This window comes from Arthrobacter sp. 260 (assembly GCF_013116745.1).
GTDB lineage: Bacteria > Actinomycetota > Actinomycetes > Actinomycetales > Micrococcaceae > Arthrobacter_D.
Map to the genome: position 1 here is coordinate 295,015 of NZ_JABFOE010000003.1, position 26,888 is coordinate 321,902.

A 26,888-nucleotide genomic window follows, 5' to 3' on the forward strand; every position below is an offset into this window, starting at 1 on the left:
CGTGCGGCGGAACCTAGCCGGTACCCTTATATATCGTGACCACAGATAATTCCAGCACCGCAGTAGACTCCGTCCTGAATGATGGCGTGGGCAACGCCGACGAGACCACCGAACAGATGCGCATCCGCATCCAGAAGCGTGAACGCCTGATCGAACGCGGCGAAGAGGCCTACCCGGTCAAGCCGGAGCGTACGCATTCCCTGGCACAGCTGCGTGCCGAGTTCGGTCATCTGGCAGCCGAGGAAACCACTGGTGAGATTGTCTCGGTGGTGGGGCGGGTCGTGTTCGTTCGCAACACCGGAAAGCTCTGCTTCGCCACCCTTCAGGAGGGAAATGGTTCCCGCCTGCAGGCCATGCTCAGCCTGGCCGAAATCGGGGAACAGTCCCTCGCCGACTGGAAAGCGCTGGTGGACCTCGGCGACCACGTCACGATTCATGGCGAGGTGATCAGTTCCAAGCGGGGAGAACTGTCGGTCATGGCCGACGGGTGGTCGATGGCGTCGAAAGCACTCCGCCCGCTGCCGACCCTGCACGCGGGGGTCAACGAAGAGACCCGGGTCAGGCAGCGCTATGTCGACCTCATGGTGCGTGAAGAAGCCCGAGAGATGGTGCGCACGCGCGCAGCGATCGTGCGCTCAATCAGGGAAACATTGCACTCGCTTGAATATATTGAAGTGGAAACACCAATACTCCAGTTGGTGCATGGTGGCGCTGCTGCACGACCGTTTGAAACCCACCTGAACGCCTTTGACCAAAAAATGACGCTCCGCATCGCGCTTGAGCTGTATTTGAAGCGGGCAGTCGTAGGAGGAATAGATCGGGTCTATGAGATCGGTCGTATTTTCCGGAATGAGGGCGTTGACTCAACGCACAGCCCGGAATTTACCATGCTGGAGTGCTACGAGGCGTACACCGATCAGTTTGGAATGGCCGAGCGGATGAGGGAAATCATTCTGAATTGTGCCGACCTTCTTGGCTCGCGGACCATTGAAACCGAGGCCGGAACCATTGACCTCGACGGCGAATGGCGGTGGCTCGGGGTGTACCCGGGCCTTTCGGAGGTGGTGGGGCAGGAAATCACGCCAGCCACCACGAGTGATCAGTTGCGGGCTATTGCTGAAAAGAACGAGGTTCCGGTTGCGCCGGAATGGGACAGCGAGAAGCTGGTCCTTGAATTGTTCTCGGAATTGGTGGAACCGACTCTGATCCAGCCGACCTTCGTCTATGATTACCCGCCCTCGGCCCAGCCCCTCGCCCGGCCCCACCGAAAGGATCCCCACCTCATTGAGGCGTGGGACCTGATCATTGGCGGCATGGAACGAGGGACAGCATTCTCGGAGCTGATCGATCCGGTCATTCAACGCGAACGTCTGGTCGAACAGTCGCGTCAGGCAGCAGCCGGTGACGATGAGGCGATGCAGCTCGACGAGGACTTCCTGCGGGCGCTGGAGTACGGGGCTCCGCCCATGGGTGGAATCGGTCTGGGCATCGACCGCCTGGTGATGCTCTTCACCAATGCGGGTATTCGGGAGACCATCCTCTTTCCCATTCTGAAACCGGTTGGAGATAGTCGTGCTTGAGTATGTCGCAGTATTGCTGCCGTCGATAGCGGTAGGACTGATCTTTTACTTTGTCATGCGTTCAATTTTCAACGCAGATCGCACCGAACGCGAGGCAATGGCCAGGGCTGATGAACAGCAGGCGCAGGCACAGCTTGAGGGAAACGCTGCACCCGCTGATGAGGACCGGCCCGAACCGTCCCGGTGACTGCAGTTCTGCACGTATTCCGACAAAAGTTTGTAAACGTCTTCTTTGTCCTGTGCTTTGACGATTAGTGTGCGACAGGCACATAATTAGGTGGACATAACAATTCACCACAAAAAACGCAGGAGCAACCCGTGGCACAAAAAGTAAAGATCCTCCTGATCGATGACCTCGACGGTGGAGAAGCGGATGAAACTGTACGTTTTGGACTTGATGGCGTGCAGTATGAAATTGATCTTTCAAAATCACACGCGAAAGAACTTCGCGGCGCATTGAGTAATTACGTCTCCGGCGCCCGTCGAAGCAGCCAGGTAAAGGCGCGCGTAGCTACGCCCGGTCGAAACCAGGAGGCAGCCCAGGTTCGTGAATGGGCACGCGCCAACGGTTACAACGTCTCGGCTCGAGGCCGTGTCAACAGCGAAATCGTCGAAGCGTACCGCGCCGCGCAACGCTAAAGAGTCACCAGGCTGCGTCCCTTAGGGGCGCAGCCTCAGGTGGGTGTGATATCTCGCCTGTGGCGAACACGCTCCAAAAGCCCGTGCAGGGCACGTAGCATCGAATTACGCGTTAGCTAGGAGTGTGCCCCATGTTTGAGAGATTTACCGACCGCGCCCGTCGTGTTGTTGTGCTGGCCCAAGAAGAGGCCCGCATGCTCAACCACAATTACATCGGCACCGAGCACATCCTGCTCGGTCTCATCCATGAGGGAGAAGGCGTCGCCGCAAAGGCGCTGGAGTCCCTCAGCATCTCCCTCGGCGCCGTCCGTGAACAGGTCCAGGAGATCATCGGCCAGGGCCAGCAGGCTCCGTCCGGCCATATCCCGTTCACCCCACGTGCCAAGAAGGTCCTCGAGCTTTCCCTGCGCGAAGCCCTGCAGCTCGGCCACAACTACATTGGCACCGAGCACATCCTGCTCGGCCTCATCCGCGAGGGTGAGGGTGTGGCAGCCCAGGTGCTGGTCAAGCTTGGCGCTGACCTGAACCGTGTCCGGCAGCAGGTCATCCAGCTGCTCTCCGGTTACCAGGGCAAGGAGCCGGCTTCCGTCGGCGGCCAGCAGCAGGAAGGAACGCCGGCTGGATCGGTTGTCCTCGACCAGTTCGGGCGTAACCTCACCCAGGCAGCCCGCGAGGGCAAACTCGACCCGGTCATCGGGCGCGCCCTGGAAATGGAACGCGTCATGCAGGTGCTGTCGCGCCGCACCAAGAACAACCCTGTCCTGATTGGTGAGCCCGGTGTCGGCAAGACGGCAGTGGTCGAGGGACTCGCCCAGGCAATCGTCCGCGGAGACGTACCCGAGACCATCAAGGACAAGCAGCTTTACACGCTTGACCTCGGTTCGCTTGTCGCAGGCTCCCGGTACCGCGGAGATTTCGAGGAGCGCCTGAAGAAGGTACTCAAGGAGATCCGCACCCGTGGAGACATCATCCTGTTCATTGACGAGATCCACACCCTCGTCGGGGCAGGAGCCGCCGAGGGAGCCATCGACGCCGCGTCGATCCTGAAGCCGATGCTAGCCCGCGGGGAACTGCAGACCATCGGTGCCACCACTCTCGACGAGTACCGTAAGCACATCGAGAAGGATGCTGCCCTTGAACGGCGCTTCCAGCCTATCCAGGTACAGGAACCGTCAGTGGCTCACACCATCGAGATCCTGAAGGGTCTGCGGGACCGCTACGAGGCACACCACCGCGTATCGATCACTGACGAGGCACTGTCCTCGGCCGCTACCCTGGCCGAACGGTACATCTCGGACCGGTTCCTGCCGGACAAGGCAATCGACTTGATTGACGAGGCCGGTGCACGGCTGCGCATCCGTCGGATGACCGCACCGCCGGAGCTGAAGGAGATCGACGAGCGGATCGCCGACGTGAAGCGCGAGAAGGAGTCGGCGATCGATGCGCAGGACTTCGAAGGAGCCGCCTCGCTGCGCGACAAGGAGCAGAAACTCCACGATGAGCGGATGGAGAAGGAGCGCCGGTGGAAGTCCGGCGGCCTCGACGACATTGCCGAGGTGGACGAGGAACTCATTGCCGAGGTGCTGGCGAACTCCACCGGCATCCCCGTCTTCAAGCTCACGGAAGAGGAATCTTCACGGCTGCTCAAGATGGAAGATGAGCTGCACAAGCGAGTGGTCGGCCAGAATGACGCCATCAGGGCCATCTCGCAGGCAATCCGTCGGACACGTGCTGGCCTGAAGGATCCGAAGCGGCCGGGCGGTTCGTTCATCTTCGCTGGCCCCACGGGTGTCGGCAAGACCGAGCTGGCCAAGGCTCTAGCTGAATTCCTGTTCGGCGACGAAGATGCTCTGATCACCCTTGACATGTCCGAGTACTCGGAAAAGCACACGGTGTCACGCCTCTTCGGTGCCCCTCCGGGATACGTCGGCTACGAAGAGGGTGGACAGCTTACCGAAAAGGTGCGGCGCCGTCCGTTCTCGGTGGTGCTCTTCGACGAGGTCGAAAAGGCCCACGCCGATCTGTTCAACTCGCTGCTCCAGATTCTGGAAGATGGCCGGTTGACCGATAGCCAGGGCCGGGTGGTGGACTTCAAGAACACAGTCATCATCATGACCACCAACCTGGGTACCCGGGACATTTCCAAGGGCGTCATGACCGGTTTCCAGTCCGGCACCGACACCACCACCACCTACAACCGGATGAAGGCGAAGGTGACCGAGGAGCTCAAGCAGCACTTCCGCCCCGAGTTCCTCAACCGTGTTGACGACACGGTGGTGTTCCCACAGCTCACGCAGGACGAGATCGTTGAGATCGTCGACCTGTTCCTGGAGCGGTTGGGCAAGCGGATGGCGGACAAGGGTATGAGCATCGAGCTGACACCCGCGGCGAAGGTACTGCTGGCTACCCGTGGGTACGACCCATCGATGGGTGCCCGGCCGCTGCGCCGCACCATCCAGCGCGAGATCGAGGACCAGCTTTCCGAGAAGATTCTCTTTGGAGAACTCAAGTCCGGCGAACTGGTTTCGGTTGATGTTGAGGGCGAGGGAGACGAAGCACGCTTCACCTTCATCGGCCACGGGGCTCCGAAGGAGCTTGAGGACGCTCCGGCAGCGATTGAGGCCACAGTCCCCGAGTAGGTTCAGTCAGTCCCTTGGGACACGTTGTAGGCCCCTGGCCGGCACGAAAGTGCCGGCCAGGGGCCTTTTCGTTTGTGGGACCGCCACTGGTTAGACAGGCTTGTGGCCTGAAGCAACCGATTACTCTCTCAGAGAAGTTCCTGTGAACCACGCCACATGCGGTGATACAGATAGGTCATGACTTCCGAATCGGCTCCGAACACCACCGCTTTGCCCGAGACCCCCTTCCACGACCTGGATCACTTCATCGCGATTCCCCGGCTGGGAGGGTTGGTGCTCTCACCCGACGGCTCTCGACTGGTGACGACCGTGGCGACGCTGAACCAGAAGGCGACCGAATACAAGACGGCACTGTGGCAGCTCGACCCGACGGGTGAAAAGCCTGCCACGCGCCTGACCCGGAGCAGCAAAGGCGAATCGGGGGCAGCATTCCTTGCCAGCGGAGACCTCCTGTTCACCTCCACGCGGCCCGACCCGGACAGCAATGGCCCGGACACGGGCAAGGATCCCTCCAACTCGCTGTGGCGGCTCCCCGCGGCCGGTGGCGAGGCGCGGGTGGTGCTCTCCCGCCCCGGAGGGGTCAGCGGCATTCTGACCCCCCAGAACGCCGAGAATGCAGTCGTCATCGCCGATGTTCTCGCCGGTTCGACCGACGAGGCCGACGACGGCGAACGGCGGACCGTTCGCAAGGACGCCTCGGTGGCAGCAATCCTGCACTCCGGCTACCCGGTCCGCTACTGGGACGCCGACCTGGGACCAGCCGAGCCACGCTATTTCGCGCTCGAAAGTGACGGTTCGGATGCGGTCCTTCCCTCAACCGTCGAGGCGGGCACGCAGGCCGAGCTCCGCGATCTCACGACCGGGGCGGGCCAGGCGCTCCGCAACGCCCAGCAGGTGATCAGCCCTGACGGGTCGGTGGTGATAACCTCCCTGAGCGTCCCGACGGGACTCGGTGGCCTCCGCAGCGTCCTGGCGCGCATCGAGGTCCAGACGGGCGAACGAACCATCATTCTCGACGACCCAGGCTATGACTTTTCGCCTGGGCCGGTCAGCCCGGACGGGACCACCCTGGTGGTTCACCGCGCCCGGCGGACCACTGCCAGCGTGTCCGCGCAGCAGACTCTCGGCCTGCTTCCCGTTGCGGGCGGCGAGCTCACCGAACTCGCCACCGACTGGGACCGTTGGCCATCTCCTGCGGCCTGGCTGCCGGACGGCAGCGCGTTGCTCGCCACCGCGGACGAGGAGGGCGCGTCACCCGTGTTCAGGATCGCTGTCGCTTCCGGGGAGGTGACCCGGGTGACCCAGGACAGTGCTTCCTACACCAACGTGGTCCTATCGCCCGACGGGGGTACAGCCTATGCGCTGCGCAGCTCCTACGAGTTCCCCGCCGAGGTCGTCAGGATTGACCTGTCCGACTCGACGGTAGTGGCACTGACCGGACCAGTGGAGCGGCCAGCACTCCCGGGGCGGTTGGAACGGGTGGAGACGACTGCCGAGGACGGCCAGAGGATCGGATCCTGGCTGGTCCTCCCGACCGACGCCAGTGCATCCAAGCCAGCGCCGCTGCTGCTCTGGATCCACGGCGGCCCGCTCGGTTCCTGGAACGCCTGGACCTGGCGCTGGTCCCCGTGGCTGCTCGCAGCCCAGGGCTACGCCGTGCTCCTCCCCGACCCCGCCCTGTCGACCGGGTACGGGCAACACATGATCGACCGGGGCTGGGGCCAGTGGGGCAAGGCGCCCTACACCGACCTGATGACCGCCACCGACGACGTCGTATCCCGCCCTGACATCGACGAGACACGCACCGCGGCGATGGGTGGATCCTTCGGCGGCTACATGGCTAACTGGATCGCCGGGCACACCGACAGGTTCACCGCGATCGTCACGCACGCGAGCCTGTGGGCGCTTGACCAGTTCGGGCCGACCACTGACGCGTCGTACTACTGGGAAAAGGAAATGACGCCGAAGATGGCGTCGGAGAACTCACCCCACCACCACGTCGACCGCATTGCCACCCCGATGCTCGTGATTCACGGCGACAAGGACTACCGGGTCCCCATTGGGGAGGGCCTGCGGCTCTGGTACGAACTGCTGTCCAAATCCCAGTTGGCGGTCGACGAGGAAGGCAGGACCGAGCACCGGTTCCTGTACTTCCCCGACGAGAACCACTGGATCCTCAAACCGCAGCACGCGAAGGTCTGGTACGGGGTTGTTGAGCACTTCCTGGCGCACCACCTGCTGGGCAGGGACCCACAGCTTCCGCGCGAGCTCGGCCTCTAGCGGCGCCAGCGCCGCTAGACTTCCCTAGTGAATTCTTCCTTCAGGATCCGGCCCGCCCGTACGTCCGATGTCCCTGCAATCAAGGCGCTGGTGGCGCCGTTGGCCGACAACCGGGTGCTGATGGCCAAGGAGACGGTCGCCTACTACGAGGGTCTGCAGGAGTTCCGCATTGCCGAGGACGACGACGGCGTCCTCGGCTGCGGCGCCCTGCACGTGATGTGGGAGGACCTGGCGGAGATCCGTACCCTCGCCACGTCGCGTGCCGCGCAGGGCCGCGGCATTGGCACCGCGTTGGTGGAGCGGCTGCTCGACGACGCCCGCGACCTCGGAGTCGAACGTGTCTTCTGCCTGACGTTCGAGGTGAAGTTCTTCCAACGCCGGGGATTCCAGGTGATGGCGGATCAATCAGCTGTGGACCCGGCAGTCTATTCGGAGCTACTCCGCTCCCACGACGAAGGCGTGGCGGAGTTCCTCGACCTGGCCAGAGTCAAACCAAACACACTTGGCAATACCCGGATGATCCGTCAGCTCGGGGGGTTAGCTGGCGGTAAAGGTGGCATCCCGGCCGGGGGATAGATAAGCTAAGGGGGCTTGGCATCTATGACGATGCGAAAAGCGGGTCCCGAAACCGGGTTCCAACCGAGCGAAAGTAGGTCACACTATGGGTGCAGACGACAAGGCAGCAAACACCGGCGAGAAGCTGGGCGGCAAGATCAAAGAAGGTGTTGGCAAGCTCACCGGCAACGAAAAGATGGAAGCTGACGGTCACAAGGACCAGGCCTCGGGCGACATCAAGAACGCTGGCGAGAACATCAAGGACGCTTTCAAGGGTGACAACCGCTAGTTCTGGTCCGCGCCGGTATCCGCAAGACTGTCGATAGTCAGCGGAAGCCAAATCGAGGATTCTCGCTGTGGGAGGGGCCGGGCTGTTTCAGCCCGGGGCCCCTCCCACAGTCAGTTAAACGGCCGGGTAGAGGCCCCCATAAACCAGTACCTGCACCGGAGCTAAACCAGTAGTTACCCCTATAGGCAAGTAGTTGGGCTGAGGGTAGGGTTCAGTCAAGCCCAGCAGGTCCGGCGGGCCCGTCCACCCAAGAGAATTGCATGTCCGTTCACCGAGGAGCCGTCATGAAAAAGCTAATCAACGACCCTAAACAGGTGGTCACCGAGTCAGTGGAAGGATTCGGGGCTGCGCACGCAGACTTGGTGAGTATTCACTCGGATCCCCTGTTCATCACGCGTCGTGACGCGCCCCGCCAAGGGAAGGTAGGGCTGGTCTCGGGTGGCGGCAGTGGTCATGAACCCCTGCACGCCGGGTACGTAGGGATGGGAATGCTCGACGCCGCAGTGCCGGGCGCCATGTTCACCTCCCCGACACCCGACCAAATCCTCCCCGCCACCACTGCAGTCGATGGTGGCGCGGGTGTGCTGCATATCGTCAAGAACTACACCGGGGATGTCCTCAATTTCGAGACGGCAGCGGAGCTGGCCGAGGCAGAGGGAATCACTGTCCGGTCGGTCCTGGTGAACGACGACGTCGCCGTCGAGGATTCGCTGTACACCGCGGGCCGTCGTGGTGTTGGGGGGACGGTCCTGGTCGAGCGAATCGCCGGTGGCGCAGCGGAGCGAGGCGACACCCTTGACGCCGTGGCTGAGGTGGCCCAGCGGGTCATCGACAATGTCAGGTCAATGGGCGTCGCGCTGGCGGCCTGCACCGTCCCGCATGCCGGCCGGCCAAGCTTCGAGCTCACCGACGAGGAGATTGAGATCGGTATTGGCATCCACGGGGAACCGGGCCGGCACCGGATCGCGATGGAGCCTGCCGACGGGATCACTGATCGGCTGATGGAGCCGATTCTTTCAGACCTCGGGGTGGGCAGCGGTGAGCGCGTCCTGTTGTTCGTCAACGGGATGGGCGGCACTCCGGCCAGCGAGCTGTACATCGTCTACCGCCGGGCCCGCCAGTTGCTGGAGGAACGCGGGATCGTCGTCGAACGCTCACTGGTGGGCAACTACATCACGGCGCTGGAAATGCAGGGCGCCTCGATCAGCGTGCTGCGCCTGGACGACGAGATGGTCCAACTATGGGACTCCCCGGTCCGGACCGCCGCACTCCGCTGGGGGGTTTAGGGGTGGCCGAAGAATCTGCTGCCACCCTCACGTCGGCATGGGTGGCGGATTGGCTGCGGGAAAGTGCGCGGGTGATCGGCGAACACCGCCAGGAACTCATCGACCTGGACCGTGCGATCGGCGACGCCGATCACGGGGAAAACCTGGACCGTGGTTTTTCGGCTGTCCTGGCGAAGCTGGACGGGGCTGATTCAGGCACCCCGGCCGCGCTGCTGAAAATCGCCGCGATGACCCTGATGTCCTCGGTCGGAGGAGCCGCCGGCCCGCTGTACGGGACGGCGTTCCTGCGGGCCGCCACCTCGCTGGGAGATACCGAGCGGATTGGCCCCGACGATGTTGTCGGGTTGTTGACCGCAGCCCGGGACGGGGTGGTAGCCCGAGGGAAGGCTGAGCCGGGTGACAAGACGATGGTTGATGCGTGGACTCCTGCCGTGGAGGCGGCGGGCACGGCGGCGATGGCGGGAGCGTCAGTGGTTGAGGTGCTTGCGGCCGCGGCGAACGCCGCCAACGCCGGGGCGACCGCCACCGAGCCACTGATTGCCCGGAAAGGACGGGCGAGCTACCTCGCCGAACGCAGTGCCGGGCACCTCGATCCCGGCGCCGTCTCCACCGGGCTGATCCTGCAGGCAGCAGTCGATGCTGCCGGAGGTCAGCCGTGAACGTGGGCCTGGTCATCGTCTCCCACAGCTCGAAGATCGCCGAGGGGGTCTGTGACCTTTCCCGGCAGATGGCGGCCGACGTCGAGCTGGTGCCCGCCGGCGGGGTCGAGGACGCGGGAGGGGCGCCGCGGATCGGCACCAGTTTCGAGAAGGTCCTGACAGCGATTTCAGCCGCGGACAGCGGCGCAGGGGTGGTGGTGCTGACTGACCTGGGCTCAGCCGTGATGACCGCTGAGATGGCCCTGGAGTTTCTGGACAGTGACCAACGGGGCAGGGTGCGGTTGGCCCGCGCCGCCTTGGTCGAGGGGGCGGTCGCCGCGGCCGTCGAAGCGCAGACCGGTGCCGATGCCGACCAGGTGGTCCGAGCCGCCGAGGCAGCAGTCGTGGCCCTGGATCCGGTTGCCCTTGAACCTTTCGTCAGCCACGCCGCCGCTGCTCCTGGAGAGGTGCAGGAAGGCCCCGCACCGGGCGGCGAACCGGTTGAAGGGTCGTGGGAACTGCCGAATCCGATGGGGCTGCACGCCCGGCCCGCTGCCACCCTCGCCCGAATGATGAGCGAACTGGATGCTGAGGTAAGTGTGAACGGCGTCGACGCAAAGTCGGTGATGCTCCTGATGAGCCTGGGGCTGGGTCAGGGCAAGGTCCTCACGGCGTCTGCCGCCGGTCCGGATGCCCAGAAAGCGATCGACCAGATTGGCAGCGAAGTTACCAGCGGATTCGGGGAGCTGGCCGCCGGGTAAGCACAGACGTCAGCGGGGGAGCGCGATCCCCTCAGGAGTTTCACGCGCCAGGCCGTCCTTCACCAGACCGGTCAGTGACCGTTCAAGCTGGTCCGTGGGCGCGTTAAGCCGGTGCAGTTTCATCAATGGCGATACAGCGGGGCCGTTCCCGCCATCGGGGGTCAGGTCCACTGGCTCAGCGACGAGCAGCTCCCGGACCACCGGGCCGGTCGCGTCCCGGAGCACGCCCATCATCGCCCCCCTCACCTGGCGGTCGGTCCCCGCCCACCCCTGGCCCTTGGGCACATACAGCGGTTCCGGGCGGCCAGCTGCCACCCACGCGCAGCTCTCAAGCACTGGGCACTGCCCGCATTTCGGGGACCGGGCGGTGCACACCAGCGCACCAAGCTCCATCACCGCAGCGTTCCAGCGCACGGAACGGGCGTCGTCGTCGGGCATCAGCCCAGCGGCACGCCGCATCTCGGCGGCTGTGAGGGCTGGCGCGGGTAACGCATCGCCGCCGACCAGGCGGGCGTGGACCCTGCGGATGTTGGTGTCCACCACTGTCTCCCGCTTCCCGAAGGCGAATGCCGCGATCGCCGCAGCGGTGTAGGTGCCAACCCCGGGTAGCTTGAGCAGCTCGCCATAGGTGTCGGGAACCTCCCCGCGATGGTGCTCAACGATCGCGTGGGCGGCTCGATGCAGCCGCAGGGCGCGGCGTGGATATCCCAGCCTGCCCCAGTTCCGTACTGCCTCCCCTGGGCCCGCAACCGACAGGTCAGCAGGGGTGGGCCACAGGGACATCCACGCGGTGAACACCGGCAGCACCCGTACCACCGGGGTTTGCTGCAGCATGAACTCACTGACCATCACTGCCCACGGGGTGCGGGTGGGCCCGCGCCACGGTAGGTCCCGGGCCTCGGCATCGAACCACTCGATGATGCGCTGATGCAGCCGCGCAGGTGACACCGGATCCATTGACCCTCCTGATAGTTGACCATCAATACTGTACTGACCGGCGTGGTGTGACAGGTATCCGGTGCCCGGGTCCCTAGCCTTAAGGCATGGATTCGCAGGGGGGTACTTCGCGGGGCGGGCCGCAGGACGGCGCACCCCGGCCCTCCGGCACGCCGCGGGTCAGCCGCCGGGTCTATCGTCGGCGAAGAGTTGCCGTGCTGATCCTCGCCCTCCTGGTGGTGGGGGCCCTGGTCTGGGCCGGAATCGTGATTGCCGGACTGATCGGCGGCGCCCAGAACGACGACGCGTCATCCGCCCCCACAGTCGCGCCGTCCTCTGCACCCGCGAGCCCTACTTCTGAGGTGACCGAGTCGACCGAGCCCGCCGAGACTGCGGGGCCGACCGAAGAGCCATCGGCTTCGCCCTCCCCGACCGAGGGCGCCTGCGCGGACGCCGAAGTGGAGGTCGCTGCCTCCACCGATGCCCAGGCTTACGAGCCGGAGCAGAACCCCGTGCTTACGCTGACGGTTTCCAACACTGGGGATGAGGCCTGCCCGGTCAATGTGGGCACTTCACAGATGGAGTTCCTGATCACCAGCGGAGACGACAGGATCTTCTCCTCAGTGGATTGCCAGGAGGGAGCAGAGGATCTCATCCGCGAGATCCCGGCGGGCGGTTCGGAGGAAGCGAACTTCACTTGGGAACGGATCCGCAGCGTACCGGGCTGCGAGACGGTCGAAGCGACACCGGCCCCGGGTTCCTATGACCTGACGGTGTCCCTGGGGGGCCGGACCAGCGAGGTTTCAACATTCGAACTGCAGTAGCGTCCGCGCGTCGCCTTCACGAGAACCGGCGGCGTTGACGGACCGGCCAACTACATAAAGCGGTCGAGCAGGCTCGTCTCGGCGATCCGCGATAGCCCCTCGCGGACAGTGCGTGCCCGCTGCTCGCCGATACCGTCCACTGCCATCAGGTCATCAATGTTCGCGGCCATCAGGTTCTGCAGGCCCCCGAAATGGTCAACCAGCCGGTTGGCGACGGCGGGCGGAACCGCCTTGATGCCTGAGACCAGACGGAAACCCTTGGGCTGGACTACCGCGTCGAGTGAGTCGATCGACGGGTTGAATCCGACAACGCTCGCGATGGTGCCCAGATCGATCAATTCTGTGGAGCTGAACGCCTGCAGCTTGGCGAGCTGCTCCTCCACGACGAGGGTCGGCACCTCGAGGTCCAGGTAGTCCCTCAGCACCAGTTCACTGCCCGGACCCAACCCGGTGGTCAGCTCTTCAACCTGCAGGGTCAGCAACCGGCCGTCGACCCCGAGCTCCAGCACATACTGCGAGATTTCTTCTGAGATCCGCCTGACCATTTCCTGACGCTGCAGTGTCACAGCCACATCGCGCACCGTGACCATTGCCTCGATCTCCAGCGCCGATAGGGACCCGGTGACCTGGTCCAGACGGGCACGGTAACGCTCGAGTGTGGCGAGGGCTTGGTTGGCTCGTGCCAGGACCGGCTCGGAGCCTTCCAGCACGTGCCGGAGGCCGTTGATGTACAGGGCGATGATCTGCATAGACTGGCTGACGGAGATCACCGGGAGTCCGGTCTGGATCGCCACCCGCTCAGCGGTCCGGTGCCGTGTCCCCGACTCCTGGGTGTCGATGGTGTGATCCGGGACCAGCTGCACGGCGGCCCGCAGGATATTGCTCGCATCCTTGTCGCAAACGATCGCACCGTCCATCTTCGCGAGCTCCCGCAGCCTGGTGGGGGAGAAGGTGATCCCAATGTCGAACCCGCCGGAACAGATCGAGTCCACCGTGCGGTCAAAACCGAGCACAATCAGTGCCCCGGTGCGTCCACGAAGGATGCGCTCCAGTCCATCCCGCAGTGCGGTGCCGGGCGCAACGCGCGCCAGGGTGGCCTTCAACGCGTCCTCTGGGCTGCGAACCATTGCCACTTCCTTCCGGCTACCGGCTTTGCCAGCCGGAATCCGGATGTGCAAGGCCCTGCCGCGCAGGCACCAGCGCAGCCGTTCCAATCCTAGTGGGAACGCCGCCTAAACCCGGATACCGGCTGACTGCGCAAATTCGTAACGGTTGGTCATAGCCTTTCTAGAACAGCAGCTCAAGGGCCTGGGTGAGGGTTGATACCTCATGGACCGTGAAACCTGCGGGGACCTTGCCGGGCCCGTTGGGGGAGGCTGGCACCACCGCGTGGGTGAATCCGAGCCGCTCCGCCTCCTGCACGCGCTGGGCGATCCCCGGCACCGGCCGGACCTCACCGGCAAGCCCCACCTCGCCGAACGCGATCAGCCGCGCGGCGAGCGGCTGGTTCGTCTTCGCCGAAGCGATAGCCAACGCGACCGCGAGGTCGGTGGCCGGCTCGCTGAGCTTGACCCCGCCGACCGTCGCCACATAGCTGTCATCCTTGTGCAGGCTCAACGACGCGCGTTGCTGTAATACCGCCAGCAGCATTGCCACCCGTGAACTGTCGAGCCCGCTGGTGGCGCGTCGGGGCTGGGAGTTCGAGGACTCGGCAAGCAGGGCCTGCACCTCGGCCAGCAGCGGCCGGCGTCCCTCAAGGGTCACAGTGATGCAGGTGCCGGACACCGGGTCCTTGGTGCGTGAGACAAAAAGTCCGCTCGGGTCGGCGAGGCCCTCGACGCCGGTCTCGGTGAGGTCGAAACACCCCACCTCGTCGGTGGGCCCGTAGCGGTTCTTGATGGCCCGCATCAGCCGGAGCCGCGAGTGGCGGTCGCCCTCGAACTGGCACACCACGTCCACCAGATGCTCCAGCAGGCGGGGGCCCGCGATCGAGCCGTCCTTGGTGACATGACCCACCAGGATGGTGGTCATGCCGCGGGTCTTCGCTGCGGCAATCAGCGACGCCGCCACCTCCCGGACCTGGGTCACGCCACCCGCCGTGCCGTCCACCGCTGAACTGCTCAGGGTCTGCACGGAGTCGACGATCAGCAGGGACGGTGACAACCGCTCCACCTGACCGAGAGCCTGGCCCAGATCTGACTCCGCTGTGAGGTAGAGGGTTTCGGCGAGTGCCCCGATCCGCTCAGCCCGCAGCTTCACCTGGGCTGAGGACTCCTCACCGGTGATGTAGAGGACATCCTTGCCAAGCCGGGCAACCCGTGCCGCGACGTCGAGCACCAGGGTGGACTTGCCCACCCCGGGTTCCCCGGCGAGCAGGATCACCGCCCCGGGCACCAGCCCGCCACCGAGCACCCGGTCTAATTCGCCGATCTGAGTGGGCTGGTAGGAGGCAGCACTGGCATCGATCTCCGAGATCCTCAGGGCGGGGGAAGCGACAGTGACTGCTGCCGTCGTCCGTGCCACCACCTGGCCGGTTTCCTCGACTGTCCCCCAGGCCTGGCATTCCCCGCACCGGCCAACCCACTTGGCGGTGGTCCACCCGCATTCGCCGCAGCGGTAGGCGGGGGCAGAGGTGCGTGCCGGACGTGCTGTCTTTGTTGCCATGGTCTCTAACGTACCGGCGGCCGGTGACAGTCACCGGCACAAACACCACGGTCCGGCCGGCTTTGACCAGGCTCACAGTCGGGGCAGGTACCCGGCGGCCTCGTCGTGGGGCAGACCGGTCGCTTCCAGCAGATCGACGATCAGCGGGCGGAACAGCAGGACCAGCCCTTCGCCTTCGAGCCGCTGGATGCCCAGCAGCTTCGGGTGCAGCATGGTGGCAACGGCTGCAAGGTCTTCCCTCGCCTGGCGGAGGGACAGATCGCGTTCCTGCGCACCGGACGCGGAGAGGGCACGCCCCAGCACGTCAACGGCGTCGGCGGTGTCCTCGATGACCTGTGAGAGCTCCTGCACTGCCTCATCGGTGAGCGCCGCATGATTGATGACCGAGGTCAGCCGCCGGGTGAACACGCGACTGTTCCGGACGGCGAGGTCGATCGACTCGATCGACCCCCTGAGTTCGCCCAGTTCAAGGCGGTGCCGGCGGTAGGCGGGGGAGAGCCGCGCCACCTCCTGGGCCGCTCCCATGCTCCCGGACAGCCCTTCCATCAGGGGCTGGCAGTTCCGTGCCTTGATCAGGGCGTGCCAGGCGAGTGTCGGGTCGCTGCGGGTCAGCGCTGTCGCCGATTCCCTCAGCACGTCCGAGAGTTCGCCGAGCAGCTCCCGCACATTAGTCTTGGGCTCTTTCCGCGGATCCTTCGGCGCCAGCACCACTATCACCAGGGCGAAGAGGCCCCCGACGATCGCGTCAACGCTGCGCGTGAACGGACCGCCGTCGGGCGCGGGCAGCAACACCACCAGCAGCGACTGCAGGCCCAGCTGTGTGGTGAAGATGGTGCCGCTGTCCAGGAACCGGGCCAGCAGGATCGAAACGAAGAGGACGACGGCGGCCTGCCAGATCCCAGTGCCGAACAGCGCCAGCAGCACATCACCCAGGGCGATGCCGAGGGTGCAGCCCAGCCCCACTTCGAGCACCCGGCGAAGCCGGGGGTCGCGGGTGAAGCCAAGGGCGATCATCGACGAGGTTGCAGCGAACAGCGGGCCGCTGTGCCCCAGCACCCGTTCGGCGAACACGTACGCGCCCACCGCACAAACAGTCATCTGGATGGCAGGGATCACCGAGTTGGCGCTGCGCCGGAAACCCACCCGCGTCCGGTTGCGAAGAAAGGAGCGGGCGCGCGAGGTAAGTGGGGGCCGCGGCATGGAACCCAGCCTAGCCCCGTTCCCGAATGCGTTACGTCAACCGGTCGTCCTCGATCCGAACACCACCGAAGGCGTTATGGCAATACGGCAGAGCAGCCAGATCAGAAATGTACGTTTTTCGTTCATATTCCGTTCACCTTCGTCAGTCAGTCTCTTTACCTGACGCCCCTAGCTTGAGTAGGTACGCAAACCGGACTGTTAGAAAGCTCCGGCTTCAAAGGTGCTCAGGAGCACCGGTTTTTCGACTCCCTGGAAGGGGCAACATCAAGTGAAGGTTCTTCGCTTTGGCCGCGCAGCGGCAGTAATCTCCGTCGCCGCGCTCGCATTGACCGCCTGCGGCACCGACAGTGCAACCGACACGCCGGCAGAGGCCACCGGGGACAACGGCTCGGCAGAGAGCACGGTCACCGGCACGTTGACCGGGTCTGGCGCTTCCTCTCAGGGCGCGGCGATGACCGCCTGGCAGAACGGCTTCCAGGAAGCCAACCCCGACGCCACAGTTCAGTACGCCCCGGACGGATCGGGCGCCGGTCGGGAAGCCTTCCTCGCCGGTGGAACCCAGTTCGCCGGTTCCGATGCGTACCTGGACGAAGAAGAGCATGCGGCAGCAGTCGAGGTGTGCGGTCCCGACGGCGCATTCAACATTCCGGCCTATATTGCTCCGATCGCTGTGGCCTTCAACCTGCCGGGCATCGACGAGTTGAACATGGACGCCGAGACCATCGCCTCAGTCTTCCGCGGCGACATTGCCAACTGGAACGATGAGGCGATCGCCTCCCAGAATGAAGGCGTGGAGCTCCCCGACCAGGCCATCACAGTTGTTCACCGCAGTGACGAGTCGGGCACCACCGAGAACTTCGTTGATTACCTCGCCGCCGCAGCCCCAGACGTGTGGACCGACGAGGTCTCAGGCGACTGGCCAGCCGAGATCGTCGCAGAAAACGCCCAGGGCACCAACGGAGTGGTTTCCACCACCACCAGCACCGAAGGCGCAATCACTTATACGGACGCCTCAGCTGTCGGCGACCTCGGCCAGGTGCTGGTGGAAGTTGGGGAGGAGTACGTCGCGCTGACTTCCGAAGCAGCCTCACTGGCGGTAGAGGTTGCCGAGCCCGCAGAGGTTGAAGGCGCGCCCGAGGTAGATATGTCCTACAACCTCGACCGGGACACCACGGAGTCGGGTGCCTACCCAATCGTGCTGATCTCCTACCACGTCTACTGCACCACCTACGCTGATCAGGAGACGGTCGACCTGGTCAAGGCCTTCGGTTCCTACGTCATCAGCGAGGATGGGCAGGGCGATTCGGCCGACTCGGCCGGAAACGCACCGATCTCCGAGGGACTGCGCGAACAGGCGCAGGCCGCCATCGACTCGATCGCTGTTGCCTCCTAGCACGCTCCGGTTGCCCCGCCCGGTCCTCGTCGACCGGGCGGGGTTGTCCTTTGCGCCCAGCCATTAGGCTGGTAGGCAGTTACCTCACCCACCGCTGACGACGCCCACTCTTGGCAACCGAAGCAGGAACAACCCAGTACCAGCACCGAAGGGTTCATTAGTGTCCACGAAGACGGTGTCTCCCAACACGTTGCGCAGAGATGGCGACAGCGGTCAATCAGGGGACAAGATATTTTCCACAGCCAGCCTCCTGGCCGGCTGCCTGATCCTCGCCGTGCTGTTCAGTGTGGCAATCTTCCTGCTCGGACAGGCCCTGCCCACGTTCGCCGCCGACCCGAGTGAGATCTCCGGAGGCAACGGGTTCTTCTCCTACATTTGGCCGATCGTCATCGGTACGGTGATCGCCGCGACCATCGCACTGATTCTTGCGACGCCGATCGGCATCGGCGTCGCGCTGTTCATCTCGCACTACGCACCCCGCAGGCTAGCGCAGGGCTTTGGCTACCTGATCGACCTTCTCGCAGCCATCCCATCGGTGGTGTATGGCGCGTGGGGTTACGCGGTCCTCGCCCCTCAGCTGGCAATCACCTATGACTGGCTGGCCAACAACCTGGGCTGGATCCCCATCTTCGAGGGACCTGCCAGCAACACCGGCCGGACCATCCTCACCGCCGGGATAGTCCTCGCGGTCATGGTCCTGCCGATCATCACCTCGCTCAGCCGCGAGATTTTCCTCCAGACCCCCAAACTCCACGAGGAAGCGTCACTGGCGCTCGGCGCCACCCGGTGGGAAATGATCAAGATGTCGGTGTTGCCCTTCGCACGGCCGGGCATCATCAGTGCCGCAATGCTCGGGCTGGGGCGGGCGCTCGGCGAGACCATGGCAGTGGCACTGGTCCTCTCTGGCGGCGCTCTGAATGCCAGCCTCATCCAGACCGGCAACCAGACCATCGCAGCCGAGATCGCGCTCAACTTCCCCGAAGCATTCGGGCTTCGACTCAGTGAACTCATCGCCGCAGGCCTGGTGCTCTTCGTTATCACCCTCGCGGTCAACGTGATCGCCCGGTGGATCATCAGCCGCCACAAGGAATTCTCAGGTGCCAACTAATGAGTAATGCAACCATGACCCGGCGTCCCTCCCAGTTCACCAAGAACAAGCTTCCCCGGTGGGCAATCTGGGCTGTCCTCGCCGGCGCCCTGATCCTCGGCGCGGCTTTCTCGGCCCTCCTCGGCTTCAGCCTGGTCACCATGAGCCTCTTCGCCGCGATCTTCTTCGTCGTCGGTGGGACGGCGGCTTCCGGCGCGGTAGAGGGTAGTCGCAAGGCCAAGGACCGGCTGGCCACCTACCTCATCTACGGTGCGTTCATCGTCGCCGTGCTGCCACTGTTGTCGGTCATCTGGACCGTCCTGGAACGTGGCCTGCCCGGGATGACCAGCGACTTCCTGTTCCGTTCGATGAACGGCCTCACCGGTGCCATCGACAACCAGACGGTGGCCGAGGGCACCCCGGTACTCGGCGGCGCCTATCACGCAATCCTCGGGACCCTGCAGATTACCCTCTGGGCCACCATCATCTCGGTCCCCGTGGGCCTGCTGGCCGCCATCTACCTGGTCGAGTACTCCACCGGCGGTCCGCTCAGTCGCGCGATCACCTTCTTCGTCGACGTGATGACCGGCATCCCCTCCATCGTGGCGGGACTCTTCGCCGCAGCGCTATTCGGGCTGATCTTCGGCCCGGGTACCCGGACCGGGTTCGTGGCGGCAGCCGCACTGTCCGTGTTGATGATCCCGGTGGTGGTGCGTTCCACGGAGGAGATGCTGAAGATTGTCCCCAACGAGCTCCGGGAGGCGTCTTTCGCGCTCGGGGTGAGGAAATGGCGGACCATTACCAAGGTGGTCATCCCCACCGCCATTTCCGGTATTGCATCGGGAGTCACCCTGGCGATCGCCCGGGTGATCGGCGAAACGGCCCCCATCCTGGTGACCGCCGGTTTCGCCCGCGGGATCAACCTTGATGTGTTCGGTGGCTGGATGAGCACCCTTCCCACGTACATTTACTACCAGATCATTACCCCCACCTCGCCGACCAGCACCGACCCCAGCATCCAGCGGGCGTGGGCTGCAGCCCTGGTTCTGATCATCCTGGTGATGATGCTGAACCTGGCAGCCCGCCTGATCGCCCGGATGTTCGCCCCTAAAACCAGCCGCTGACCGGCGCTGTACAACCCGAAGGATTTAGATGTCTAAGCGAATCGACGTCAAGGACTTGAACGTCTACTACGGCAAATTCCTGGCCGTGGAGGATGTGAACCTCACCATTGAAGCCCGTTCAGTCACAGCGTTCATCGGCCCGTCCGGCTGCGGCAAGTCGACCTTCCTGCGCACCCTGAACCGGATGCACGAGGTGATTCCGGGCGCCCGGGTCGAGGGAGAAGTGTTGCTCGACGGTGACGATCTGTACGACGACGCCGTCGATCCCGTGCACGTGCGCAGCCAGATCGGCATGGTCTTCCAGCGGCCCAACCCGTTTCCCACCATGTCGATCCGGGACAACGTGCTGGCCGGCGTGAAACTCAACAGCAAGCGCATCAGCAAGTCGGACGCTGACGCACTGGTGGAGAAGTCGCTTCGTGGAGCCAACCTGTGGAACGAGGTCAAGGACCGCCTCGCACGTCCGGGTTCCGGTCTCTCCGGCGGCCAGCAGCAGCGCCTGTGCATTGCCCGCGCTATTGCGGTGTCGCCCGAGGTGATCCTGATGGATGAGCCGTGCTCGGCCCTCGACCCGATCTCGACCCTCGCTATCGAGGATCTGATCAACGAGCTGAAGAATGACTACACGGTGGCGATCGTCACCCACAACATGCAGCAGGCGGCCCGGGTTTCCGACAAGACGGCCTTCTTCAACATTGCGGCGACGGGCAAGCCGGGGAAGCTGATCGAGTACGGCAACACGGCTGACATCTTCAACATGCCTAAGGAAAAGTCCACCGAGGATTACGTGTCGGGTCGTTTCGGCTGACCCGTCCGACGTGCCGGCCTGATCGTCACAGAAGCGGCCCTGGGGGCAAGGCTCGCCGGTTGCAATCGGCGGGTCTGGACCTCGGGGCCGTTTCCTTGTCCCACGGGCCAGCGAACCGGGTGGAGAGCGGCTAGAGCAGCGGGCTCATCGCCAGGAAGAGGATTCCGCCGATCAAGGCGGTGACAGCCGCCGTCGAGAACCAGACGAGCAGCACTTTGACCACTTCACGGCCGCGAACTGTCGGGAATCGCTGGTTGGCGCCGGCCCCGAGAATGGCCGAGGTCATGGTGTGGGTGCTTGAGAGGGGCATCGACAGGGAGATGGACCCAACAAAAAGCATTGCTGAGGAAACTCCCTGCGCCGTCATGCCTCGCAGCGGGTCGACCCGGACCAGCCGGTGCGACAGGGTGTGGGTAATCCTCCACCCCCCGAACAGGGACCCGGTGGCAAGCAGCACCGCGGCGAAGATTTGCACCCACAGGGGAATGTCCGAGCTGGTTGCGACGCCGCTGCCCACCAGGGCCAGGACAACTACCGCCATGGTGCGCTGCCCGTCCTGGAGCCCGTGACCCAGGGCAAACACGCCGGCCAGGACTGACTGTGCCATCCGGCTACCCGAGTTCACCTTCCGCGGCGGGCTGTACCGCAGGAGCCAGATGGCAGGGAACACCGCTAGATAGGCCAGCAGGTATGCCACCAGCGGGGACAGGAGCAGCGGGAGCGCGATCTGCAGCAGGAACACCCGTTCGGAATCGGCAATCGATTCCCCACCCATGAGGGCTGACGCTCCGCCGGAGCCGATTAGTCCGCCAATCAGGGCGTGGGTGGACGACGACGACTTGCCCCGATACCAGGTGAAAAGACCCCAACTGAGTGCTGCGATAAGGGCGGCGATCAGGATTCCGAGGCCAACCCTGCCAGGGGGTAACCGGATGGCGTCACCGGTGAAGAGCAGGGCAACGCCGGTGCCGAGCAGAGCGCCGATCAGGTTGAACAGCGCCACCAGGAGTACCGCGACGCTGGGTGTGAGGGCGCGGGTGCGCACGGCGGTCGCCACCGAGTTGGAAACGTCGTGGAACCCGTTGAGAAATGCGAAGCCACCGGCCAGCACCACCACGATGCCCAGGAGGAACAGCTCCACCTACGATTCCTTGACGAGGATACTGCCCACGTGTGTTGCCACCTTGCGGATGTCCTTGGTGACGTCGACCAACTGGTTGGCGACGTCACGGTGGCGGGCGTAAACCAGGGGTTTGTGGTCGTTAAGGAGTTCGGAGCACCAGATCCGGTGGCTACGTTCGGCCCGCTTTGCGAGCCGGAGAATCTCGATCCAGTACTCCTCGAGATCGTCCATGGAGTTGAGGCGCTTCATCGCCGCCGCGGTCAGTTCCGCCTGACGGGTAATGACCTCAAGCTGCTCTGTGGCTCGGCGGCTCAGCTTGCTCAGCTGGTACAGCGCGATGAGCTCCGCGGCACCATCGAGTTTCTCGATTGCCTCGTTCAACAGCCGCGACAGCGCGTACAGGTCCTCCCGTGGGAGCGGGTTGACGAAGCTGCTGCGCATGGAGGTGAGAAGTGCGAAGTGCAGGTCGGTCGAGTTGGCTTCATGCTGGTGCAGTTCCTCGGCCAGCAGATCGTAGTCCCGTGTCGCCGCCCCCAGAATCCCCGACATGGTGCGAACGCCCAGCACGAGCTGCTGCGCCATGTCGGAGAGCAGCACCAGTCCGGCGTCCTCCTGCGGAAAGAGGCGAAGCTTCACGTGGGCTACCTAACCTAGCGGGGCATCATGACTGTCGGTTTGCTGCCCAAGGACGATGGGTTGCTGCCTAAGAATAACCGACAGGCCAGCCGCCGCTCACTTTCGCCAGCGCTCTCGGCCAGCGATGCCGATCAGGCGGGGCGGTGGCGCCCCGCAGGGCGCAAAAATGGTGCCGAACCGGGAGCGCCTCTCGGCGGAAGGCCGCTCGAAGCGGCTAAATGTTGAAGCCCGGGGGTTCCACGGTCCGACACCACTTTCAGTTTTCTCCTCCGGGGCGCACATGTCAACATTGACGCTCCGGGAGCTGACCTAGTCCAGCTCGCCTCGCCGCCAGGAAGCGGCGGCGTGCTCAAGATCCTCAGCCGTCTTGATCAGCTGTTGGGAGTTGCGGGTCAACTTTGCGGCGTGGACCCCGTTGGTGGGTTCGGCGTCGTCGGCGTGATGGGTCTGGCCGAGCGCGATGACCCGGCAGAAGGCGGCGAAGCGTTCCAGTGCAACGTCGAACTCCCCTTCAAACGCGCCGGAGAGAATCGTGTCGGCCATCGACTGGACTTCCTCAGCGCCGGGTGGCTCGGCCACGCCAGCGATCACTTTGGAAACCTGGGCCACGTCCTTGCCCGATTTGAAGTAGGAGGCGATGCGTTCGGGATTCTGCTGGGTAGCGGCGCGCAACGCGTAGAGCCTCCACAGGGCGCCGGGAAGGGATCGTGCTGGGCTTTCGGCCCACATCTCGGCGATAGCTTCAAGCCCCTGCTGGTCAGCGAGTTCAACCAGCCGTTGGGTCACCTCGGGGTCCTCGGAAAGCCTCCCGTGGTGGACAAGGGCGTGCGCCGCGAGGTGGGCGGCTTCCGACACCCGTGAGGGGTCGGCACCGCCAGCAAAAACCTCGAAGTCCAGCGGCGCGAACGGCTTGGGCTTGTGGTGCCTCGGACTCTGGTTCCTGTAGTTACCGCTCATGAACTGAGGATACTCCTGCCATTTCCCTCCATGCCAGCATCCCCACCGGAGGGCCTCTTTCGGTCCAACCGCCCTCCGGTCCGGGTACGTCAGATTGTCGACGCGGTGATGCCGTCGGGCTGTACCGGAAGGCTGCAGGGTCGAGGACAATGAGGGTATGAGTACTCCTGCCACACCCGGTCGGTATCCGCGGCTCAGGATTCTGTGGTCATTCATCCGTCCACATCGACGCGTGCTGGCGCTCGGCCTGATCCTGGGGCTGGTTACCACCGCGACCGCCCTGGCCACTCCGATGGTGACCAAATGGGTCCTGGACTCGGTGGGTACGTCTACGTCGCTGACCGAGCCGATCGGGGTCTTGCTGGCGCTCCTGGTGGTTGGCTCGGTGGTCGGACTTTGGCAGTGGATCCTGCTGGGGACCCTCGCCGAACGGGTTGTGCTGGACGCGCGCGAATCGATGGTGCGCCGGTTCTTCCAGGCCAAGGTTGCAGAACTGACCGGGCGTCCGACGGGGGAACTGGTCACCAGGGTCACCTCGGACACGGTGCTGCTCCGGGAGGCCGCCTCTTCCAGCGCGGTCAGCCTGGTCAACGGAACTGTTGCGCTCTTCGGAACCCTGATCCTGATGGGCGTGCTGGACCTGGTTCTGCTGACAACCACCCTGACCGCGATCGTCATTGTCGGGGTGCTCTTCGCAATGTTGATGCCCCGCATCGCCAAGGCCGAGGAGCAGGCCCAGGAGTCAGTGGGAAACCTGGGCGGCGTGCTGGAGGGTGCGCTCCGGGCAGTTCGCACTGTCAAAGCGAGCCGTGCCGAAGACAGGCAGAGCGAACGCATCGTCGTCCAGGCCAGGGAGTCAGCGCGGCACAGCGTCCGCGCCGTCCGCACGCAGGCTGTCGCCTGGACCATCGCTGGGGGTGGGATCCAGCTGGCGATCATCGTGATCCTGGGGGTGGGCGCCTGGCGGGTGGACCAAGGGGTGCTTGAGGTATCCAGTCTCATCGCGTTCTTGCTCTACGCGTTCGGAATCATGGGCCCGATTACCGAGCTCACGCAGAACATCACCGCCGTGCAGTCGGGAATCGCCGCCGCGTCCCGGATCTCCCAGGTGCAGCAGATGGAGGTCGAGAAGGATCTGACCGACGCCGCCCAGGATCCGGTCGGCGACCGCGGGACTGACGCGGTCCTCGAATTCCGCGACGTGCGGGCGGCTTACGGTCCCGACGCCGAACCGGCGGTTGACGGCGTCACCGTCCGTATCCCGCGGGTTGGCCACACCGCCGTCGTCGGGCCATCGGGTGCGGGCAAAACCACCCTGTTCTCCCTGCTGTTGCGATTCATCGAACCGCACGACGGAGAGATTCTTCTTGATGGGAGGCCGTATTCGAGCTACACGCACTCCGAGATCCGCTCGCGGTTGGCATACGTTGAGCAGGAGACACCAATCGTTCCCGGCACCATCCGGGATAACCTGCTGTTCACCCACCCGGACGCCACCGACCAGGAGGTTTGGGATGCCCTCCGGGCTGTGAAGCTGGATGAAAAGGTAATTTCGCTGGCGGGTGGACTGGACACTGAACTGTCCAGCACCGCTGTCTCAGGTGGGCAGCGGCAACGGATCGCGCTCGCGAGGGCTATCCTGCGGACCCCTGCGGTCCTCATGCTTGACGAAGCGACCGCCCAGGTCGATGGTCTCACTGAGGCGGCCATTCACGACTGCATCCGCGACCGCGCCAGCAAGGGGGCAGTCCTGACCATCGCTCACCGGCTCTCCACGGTGATCGACGCCGACACGATCCTGGTGATGGAGGACGGCAAGATTAGAGCAAGCGGCACCCACAGCGAACTGCTGGCCAGTGACGACCTCTACCGGCGGCTGGTCGAGGCATTGAGGATTGTCGAGCCAGCAGCCGGCTGAGGTCGGGGCTACGCGCCCCGTTCTGCACTCCGGCGCAGGATGCGATAATGTAGGCAGGTCATTTCGACCACTTCGGTGGCCGGTGGTGATGCGGGCCTTTAGCTCAGATGGTAGAGCATCGGACTTTTAATCCGTGGGTCGAGGGTTCGAGCCCCTCAGGGCCCACATTTGTGGGATACCCGAACCAAAGTCCCCGCCGTTCCCTGGATCGGTGGGGACTTTGGTTCGTTAACGGGATCTGCCCGCCAATGAAGGGCAGGGGATTGACTCCGGCCGCAGAACCGTCTGCAATAGACGTAGGCAACTCCACCAGGGCTCAACGTTCACGGCCCACCCGGTCCGCTTACCTGTTGGCCCCGCCGAGAGGAAGACTCATGGATCCTGCCAGTTTCGCGCTTCAAGCGTCGATAGCTGTTGCTGTGGTGGGAATTCTGACGATTCTGACCGCCCTGGCGCTCGCCGCCTGCCTGAAACGGGACAACGACGTCGACTCCCTGTTCTGGTACGGATTTTCCGGATTGTCAGCCGTTATCTTTGCCATTATTGGGGCAGCCGCCACCATCCCGGGCAGCGGGGGTCTGGTTACCGCTGGAGCCCTCGTCTGCGTCGGCGTGGCAGCGGGATGGCTCTGGCGCGGGGAGCACGAACGCAAGATCAAGCTTGCCGACGAGGCGCTTCGCCGCGAGCGGGAGACGCTCAAGGGTAGGCACGAACGGGTTCTCCAGCAATGGGTGAGCTACGAGCTCGACCCGGCCGCAGCGATCGACTTCCCCGCCATGACCGACCTCTCACGCACAGACACTTCCCGGCTGATTCGCTCGATGCGCACAGCAGCGCTGCTCCGCGAACGTTTCGATGCTGGGGACGCCGGATCAGCTGAATACTCGACTGCCTTGACCGGACTGGAGGATGCGTTAGCCGCTGCGGAAGTCTCCGCCGGCGTGAGCCGGGACGGTGTCGGTACCACCCGGTCGGCCCACGGTGCCAGGATGCTGGACTAGAACCTCCGGGCGCCGGGCTCTGGCCGACCCACGGGGTGTCGTGTACGTTTAGTCGCATGAGAACAATAATTTTCGAGTAGTCCGTCAGGACCACCCTTCCTATCGAAAACATCGCTCGTTGAGGCATGCCTCCGAGCGAAGCTTCTTATTCACCCATTGCTTGCCGAGTGCACGTTCGGCAACCGAATTTAAGGATCATCATGACCGAATCAGCCAAGAAACAGGACAACACCCAGGGCAACCCGCAGCCCAAGGAACAGATTTCGGCGCACCTATCCGACTCTGCCGCCAAGAAGCTCCAGGACGATCCGAGGGCGAAGCTCGCCCTCGCCAAGAAAAACCCCGACTTCGGGAAACTTGACGGAGCCCGCAGCACCGGCCCCAACCACCAGCCCGTGCACCGCAGCGGCAAGCAGGGCAAGACCGAAAAGAAGGCCCGCTGGTAACAGCTGACCTTCTGGAGACTTAAATTGAAACTGGCTCCGCGTTCTGCGTATGGGGGAATCGCAGAATGGGGAGCCAGCGATTTAAGTATACTTCAAACCGAACG

25 protein-coding genes and 1 tRNA gene are annotated in these 26,888 nt (G+C 64.2%); 19 read left to right on the top strand and 7 right to left on the bottom strand.

Annotated elements, in window-relative coordinates:
- Positions 1 to 116 precede the first annotated feature (116 nt).
- The 10 genes from lysS (at position 117) to dhaM (ending at position 10,667) form a co-directional block, all read left to right on the top strand.
- Positions 117 to 1,580, top strand: a complete 1,464-nt coding sequence (gene lysS, locus HMI57_RS05740) for a lysine--tRNA ligase (RefSeq protein WP_171585038.1) — start codon at positions 117 to 119, stop codon at positions 1,578 to 1,580.
- Positions 1,573 to 1,767, top strand: a complete 195-nt coding sequence (locus HMI57_RS05745) for a hypothetical protein (RefSeq protein WP_171584969.1) — start codon at positions 1,573 to 1,575, stop codon at positions 1,765 to 1,767. Before lysS ends, HMI57_RS05745 begins: the two co-directional genes overlap by 8 nt.
- Before the next feature lie 131 nt (positions 1,768 to 1,898).
- The gene (locus tag HMI57_RS05750; protein ID WP_171584970.1) at positions 1,899 to 2,219 is read left to right on the top strand and encodes an Lsr2 family protein; all 321 of its coding nucleotides are present in this window, start codon (positions 1,899 to 1,901) and stop codon (positions 2,217 to 2,219) included.
- A gap of 131 nt (positions 2,220 to 2,350) precedes the next feature.
- Complete coding sequence (locus tag HMI57_RS05755; RefSeq protein WP_171584971.1) at positions 2,351 to 4,858, top strand: ATP-dependent Clp protease ATP-binding subunit; 2,508 nt, start codon at positions 2,351 to 2,353, stop codon at positions 4,856 to 4,858.
- Positions 4,859 to 5,035: 177 nt separating this feature from the next.
- On the top strand, positions 5,036 to 7,138 hold the full coding sequence (locus HMI57_RS05760; protein WP_171584972.1) for a prolyl oligopeptidase family serine peptidase: 2,103 nt from the start codon (positions 5,036 to 5,038) through the stop codon (positions 7,136 to 7,138).
- A 27-nt stretch (positions 7,139 to 7,165) separates the two neighbouring features.
- The gene (locus HMI57_RS05765; protein WP_171584973.1) at positions 7,166 to 7,714 is read left to right on the top strand and encodes an amino-acid N-acetyltransferase; all 549 of its coding nucleotides are present in this window, start codon (positions 7,166 to 7,168) and stop codon (positions 7,712 to 7,714) included.
- Positions 7,715 to 7,799: 85 nt separating this feature from the next.
- A complete protein-coding gene (locus tag HMI57_RS05770; protein ID WP_171584974.1) occupies positions 7,800 to 7,982 on the top strand; it encodes a CsbD family protein in 183 nt (60 codons plus the stop codon).
- A gap of 284 nt (positions 7,983 to 8,266) precedes the next feature.
- Positions 8,267 to 9,268, top strand: coding sequence for a dihydroxyacetone kinase subunit DhaK (dhaK, locus tag HMI57_RS05775; RefSeq protein WP_171584975.1), 1,002 nt, complete (start codon positions 8,267 to 8,269; stop codon positions 9,266 to 9,268).
- A gap of 41 nt (positions 9,269 to 9,309) precedes the next feature.
- The gene (gene dhaL, locus HMI57_RS05780; RefSeq protein WP_346655141.1) at positions 9,310 to 9,927 is read left to right on the top strand and encodes a dihydroxyacetone kinase subunit DhaL; all 618 of its coding nucleotides are present in this window, start codon (positions 9,310 to 9,312) and stop codon (positions 9,925 to 9,927) included.
- A complete protein-coding gene (gene dhaM, locus HMI57_RS05785; RefSeq protein ID WP_171584977.1) occupies positions 9,924 to 10,667 on the top strand; it encodes a dihydroxyacetone kinase phosphoryl donor subunit DhaM in 744 nt (247 codons plus the stop codon). The genes dhaL and dhaM overlap by 4 nt, the downstream gene beginning before the upstream one ends.
- Positions 10,668 to 10,676: 9 nt before the next feature.
- Here dhaM and HMI57_RS05790 read toward each other — a convergent pair whose 3' ends face one another.
- Positions 10,677 to 11,624 (bottom strand): A/G-specific adenine glycosylase, encoded by a 948-nt coding sequence (locus tag HMI57_RS05790; protein WP_171584978.1) that lies wholly within the window; start codon positions 11,622 to 11,624, stop codon positions 10,677 to 10,679.
- Between the two features lie 86 nt (positions 11,625 to 11,710).
- On the opposite strand from HMI57_RS05790, the gene HMI57_RS05795 reads away from it, so the two are divergent.
- The gene (locus HMI57_RS05795) at positions 11,711 to 12,427 is read left to right on the top strand and encodes a hypothetical protein (protein ID WP_216607130.1); all 717 of its coding nucleotides are present in this window, start codon (positions 11,711 to 11,713) and stop codon (positions 12,425 to 12,427) included.
- 50 nt (positions 12,428 to 12,477) lie between these two features.
- On the opposite strand, the gene disA is transcribed toward HMI57_RS05795, so the two are convergent.
- The 3 genes from disA to HMI57_RS05810 form a co-directional block, all read right to left on the bottom strand.
- Positions 12,478 to 13,554 carry a DNA integrity scanning diadenylate cyclase DisA gene (disA, locus tag HMI57_RS05800; protein ID WP_171584979.1) on the bottom strand — a complete coding sequence of 359 codons (1,077 nt, stop codon included), beginning with the start codon at positions 13,552 to 13,554 and terminating at the stop codon, positions 12,478 to 12,480.
- 160 nt (positions 13,555 to 13,714) lie between these two features.
- Complete coding sequence (gene radA / locus HMI57_RS05805) at positions 13,715 to 15,091, bottom strand: DNA repair protein RadA (RefSeq protein ID WP_171584980.1); 1,377 nt, start codon at positions 15,089 to 15,091, stop codon at positions 13,715 to 13,717.
- A 72-nt stretch (positions 15,092 to 15,163) separates the two neighbouring features.
- On the bottom strand, positions 15,164 to 16,291 hold the full coding sequence (locus tag HMI57_RS05810; protein ID WP_171584981.1) for an FUSC family protein: 1,128 nt from the start codon (positions 16,289 to 16,291) through the stop codon (positions 15,164 to 15,166).
- Positions 16,292 to 16,559: 268 nt separating this feature from the next.
- Here HMI57_RS05810 and pstS point away from each other — a divergent pair, with 268 nt between their 5' ends.
- The 4 genes from pstS (at position 16,560) to pstB (ending at position 20,703) form a co-directional block, all read left to right on the top strand.
- A complete protein-coding gene (gene pstS / locus HMI57_RS05815) occupies positions 16,560 to 17,684 on the top strand; it encodes a phosphate ABC transporter substrate-binding protein PstS (RefSeq protein ID WP_171584982.1) in 1,125 nt (374 codons plus the stop codon).
- Between the two features lie 160 nt (positions 17,685 to 17,844).
- The gene (pstC, locus tag HMI57_RS05820; protein WP_318779102.1) at positions 17,845 to 18,792 is read left to right on the top strand and encodes a phosphate ABC transporter permease subunit PstC; all 948 of its coding nucleotides are present in this window, start codon (positions 17,845 to 17,847) and stop codon (positions 18,790 to 18,792) included.
- Entirely contained in the window at positions 18,792 to 19,895 is a 1,104-nt protein-coding gene (pstA, locus tag HMI57_RS05825; RefSeq protein WP_171584983.1) for a phosphate ABC transporter permease PstA, read from the top strand. Before pstC ends, pstA begins: the two co-directional genes overlap by 1 nt.
- A gap of 28 nt (positions 19,896 to 19,923) precedes the next feature.
- On the top strand, positions 19,924 to 20,703 hold the full coding sequence (pstB, locus tag HMI57_RS05830; RefSeq protein ID WP_171584984.1) for a phosphate ABC transporter ATP-binding protein PstB: 780 nt from the start codon (positions 19,924 to 19,926) through the stop codon (positions 20,701 to 20,703).
- A gap of 130 nt (positions 20,704 to 20,833) precedes the next feature.
- On the opposite strand, the gene HMI57_RS05835 is transcribed toward pstB, so the two are convergent.
- From HMI57_RS05835 to HMI57_RS05845, 3 genes are all read right to left on the bottom strand, one after another.
- Positions 20,834 to 21,844, bottom strand: coding sequence for an inorganic phosphate transporter (locus HMI57_RS05835; RefSeq protein ID WP_171584985.1), 1,011 nt, complete (start codon positions 21,842 to 21,844; stop codon positions 20,834 to 20,836).
- A complete protein-coding gene (locus HMI57_RS05840) occupies positions 21,845 to 22,462 on the bottom strand; it encodes a nuclease PIN (protein ID WP_171584986.1) in 618 nt (205 codons plus the stop codon).
- 309 nt (positions 22,463 to 22,771) lie between these two features.
- Positions 22,772 to 23,419: a hypothetical protein gene (locus tag HMI57_RS05845; protein ID WP_171584987.1), complete on the bottom strand. Its 648-nt coding sequence runs from the start codon at positions 23,417 to 23,419 to the stop codon at positions 22,772 to 22,774.
- Between the two features lie 157 nt (positions 23,420 to 23,576).
- On the opposite strand from HMI57_RS05845, the gene HMI57_RS05850 reads away from it, so the two are divergent.
- The 4 genes from HMI57_RS05850 to HMI57_RS05865 all read left to right on the top strand — a co-directional run bounded on the left by HMI57_RS05850 (position 23,577) and on the right by HMI57_RS05865 (position 26,784).
- A complete protein-coding gene (locus tag HMI57_RS05850) occupies positions 23,577 to 25,337 on the top strand; it encodes an ABC transporter ATP-binding protein (protein WP_171584988.1) in 1,761 nt (586 codons plus the stop codon).
- Positions 25,338 to 25,429: 92 nt separating this feature from the next.
- Positions 25,430 to 25,502 (top strand) — tRNA-Lys (locus tag HMI57_RS05855).
- 209 nt (positions 25,503 to 25,711) lie between these two features.
- Positions 25,712 to 26,338, top strand: coding sequence for a hypothetical protein (locus tag HMI57_RS05860; RefSeq protein WP_171584989.1), 627 nt, complete (start codon positions 25,712 to 25,714; stop codon positions 26,336 to 26,338).
- Between the two features lie 200 nt (positions 26,339 to 26,538).
- Positions 26,539 to 26,784, top strand: a complete 246-nt coding sequence (locus tag HMI57_RS05865; protein WP_171584990.1) for a hypothetical protein — start codon at positions 26,539 to 26,541, stop codon at positions 26,782 to 26,784.
- The last annotated feature ends 104 nt before the right edge of the window (positions 26,785 to 26,888 follow it).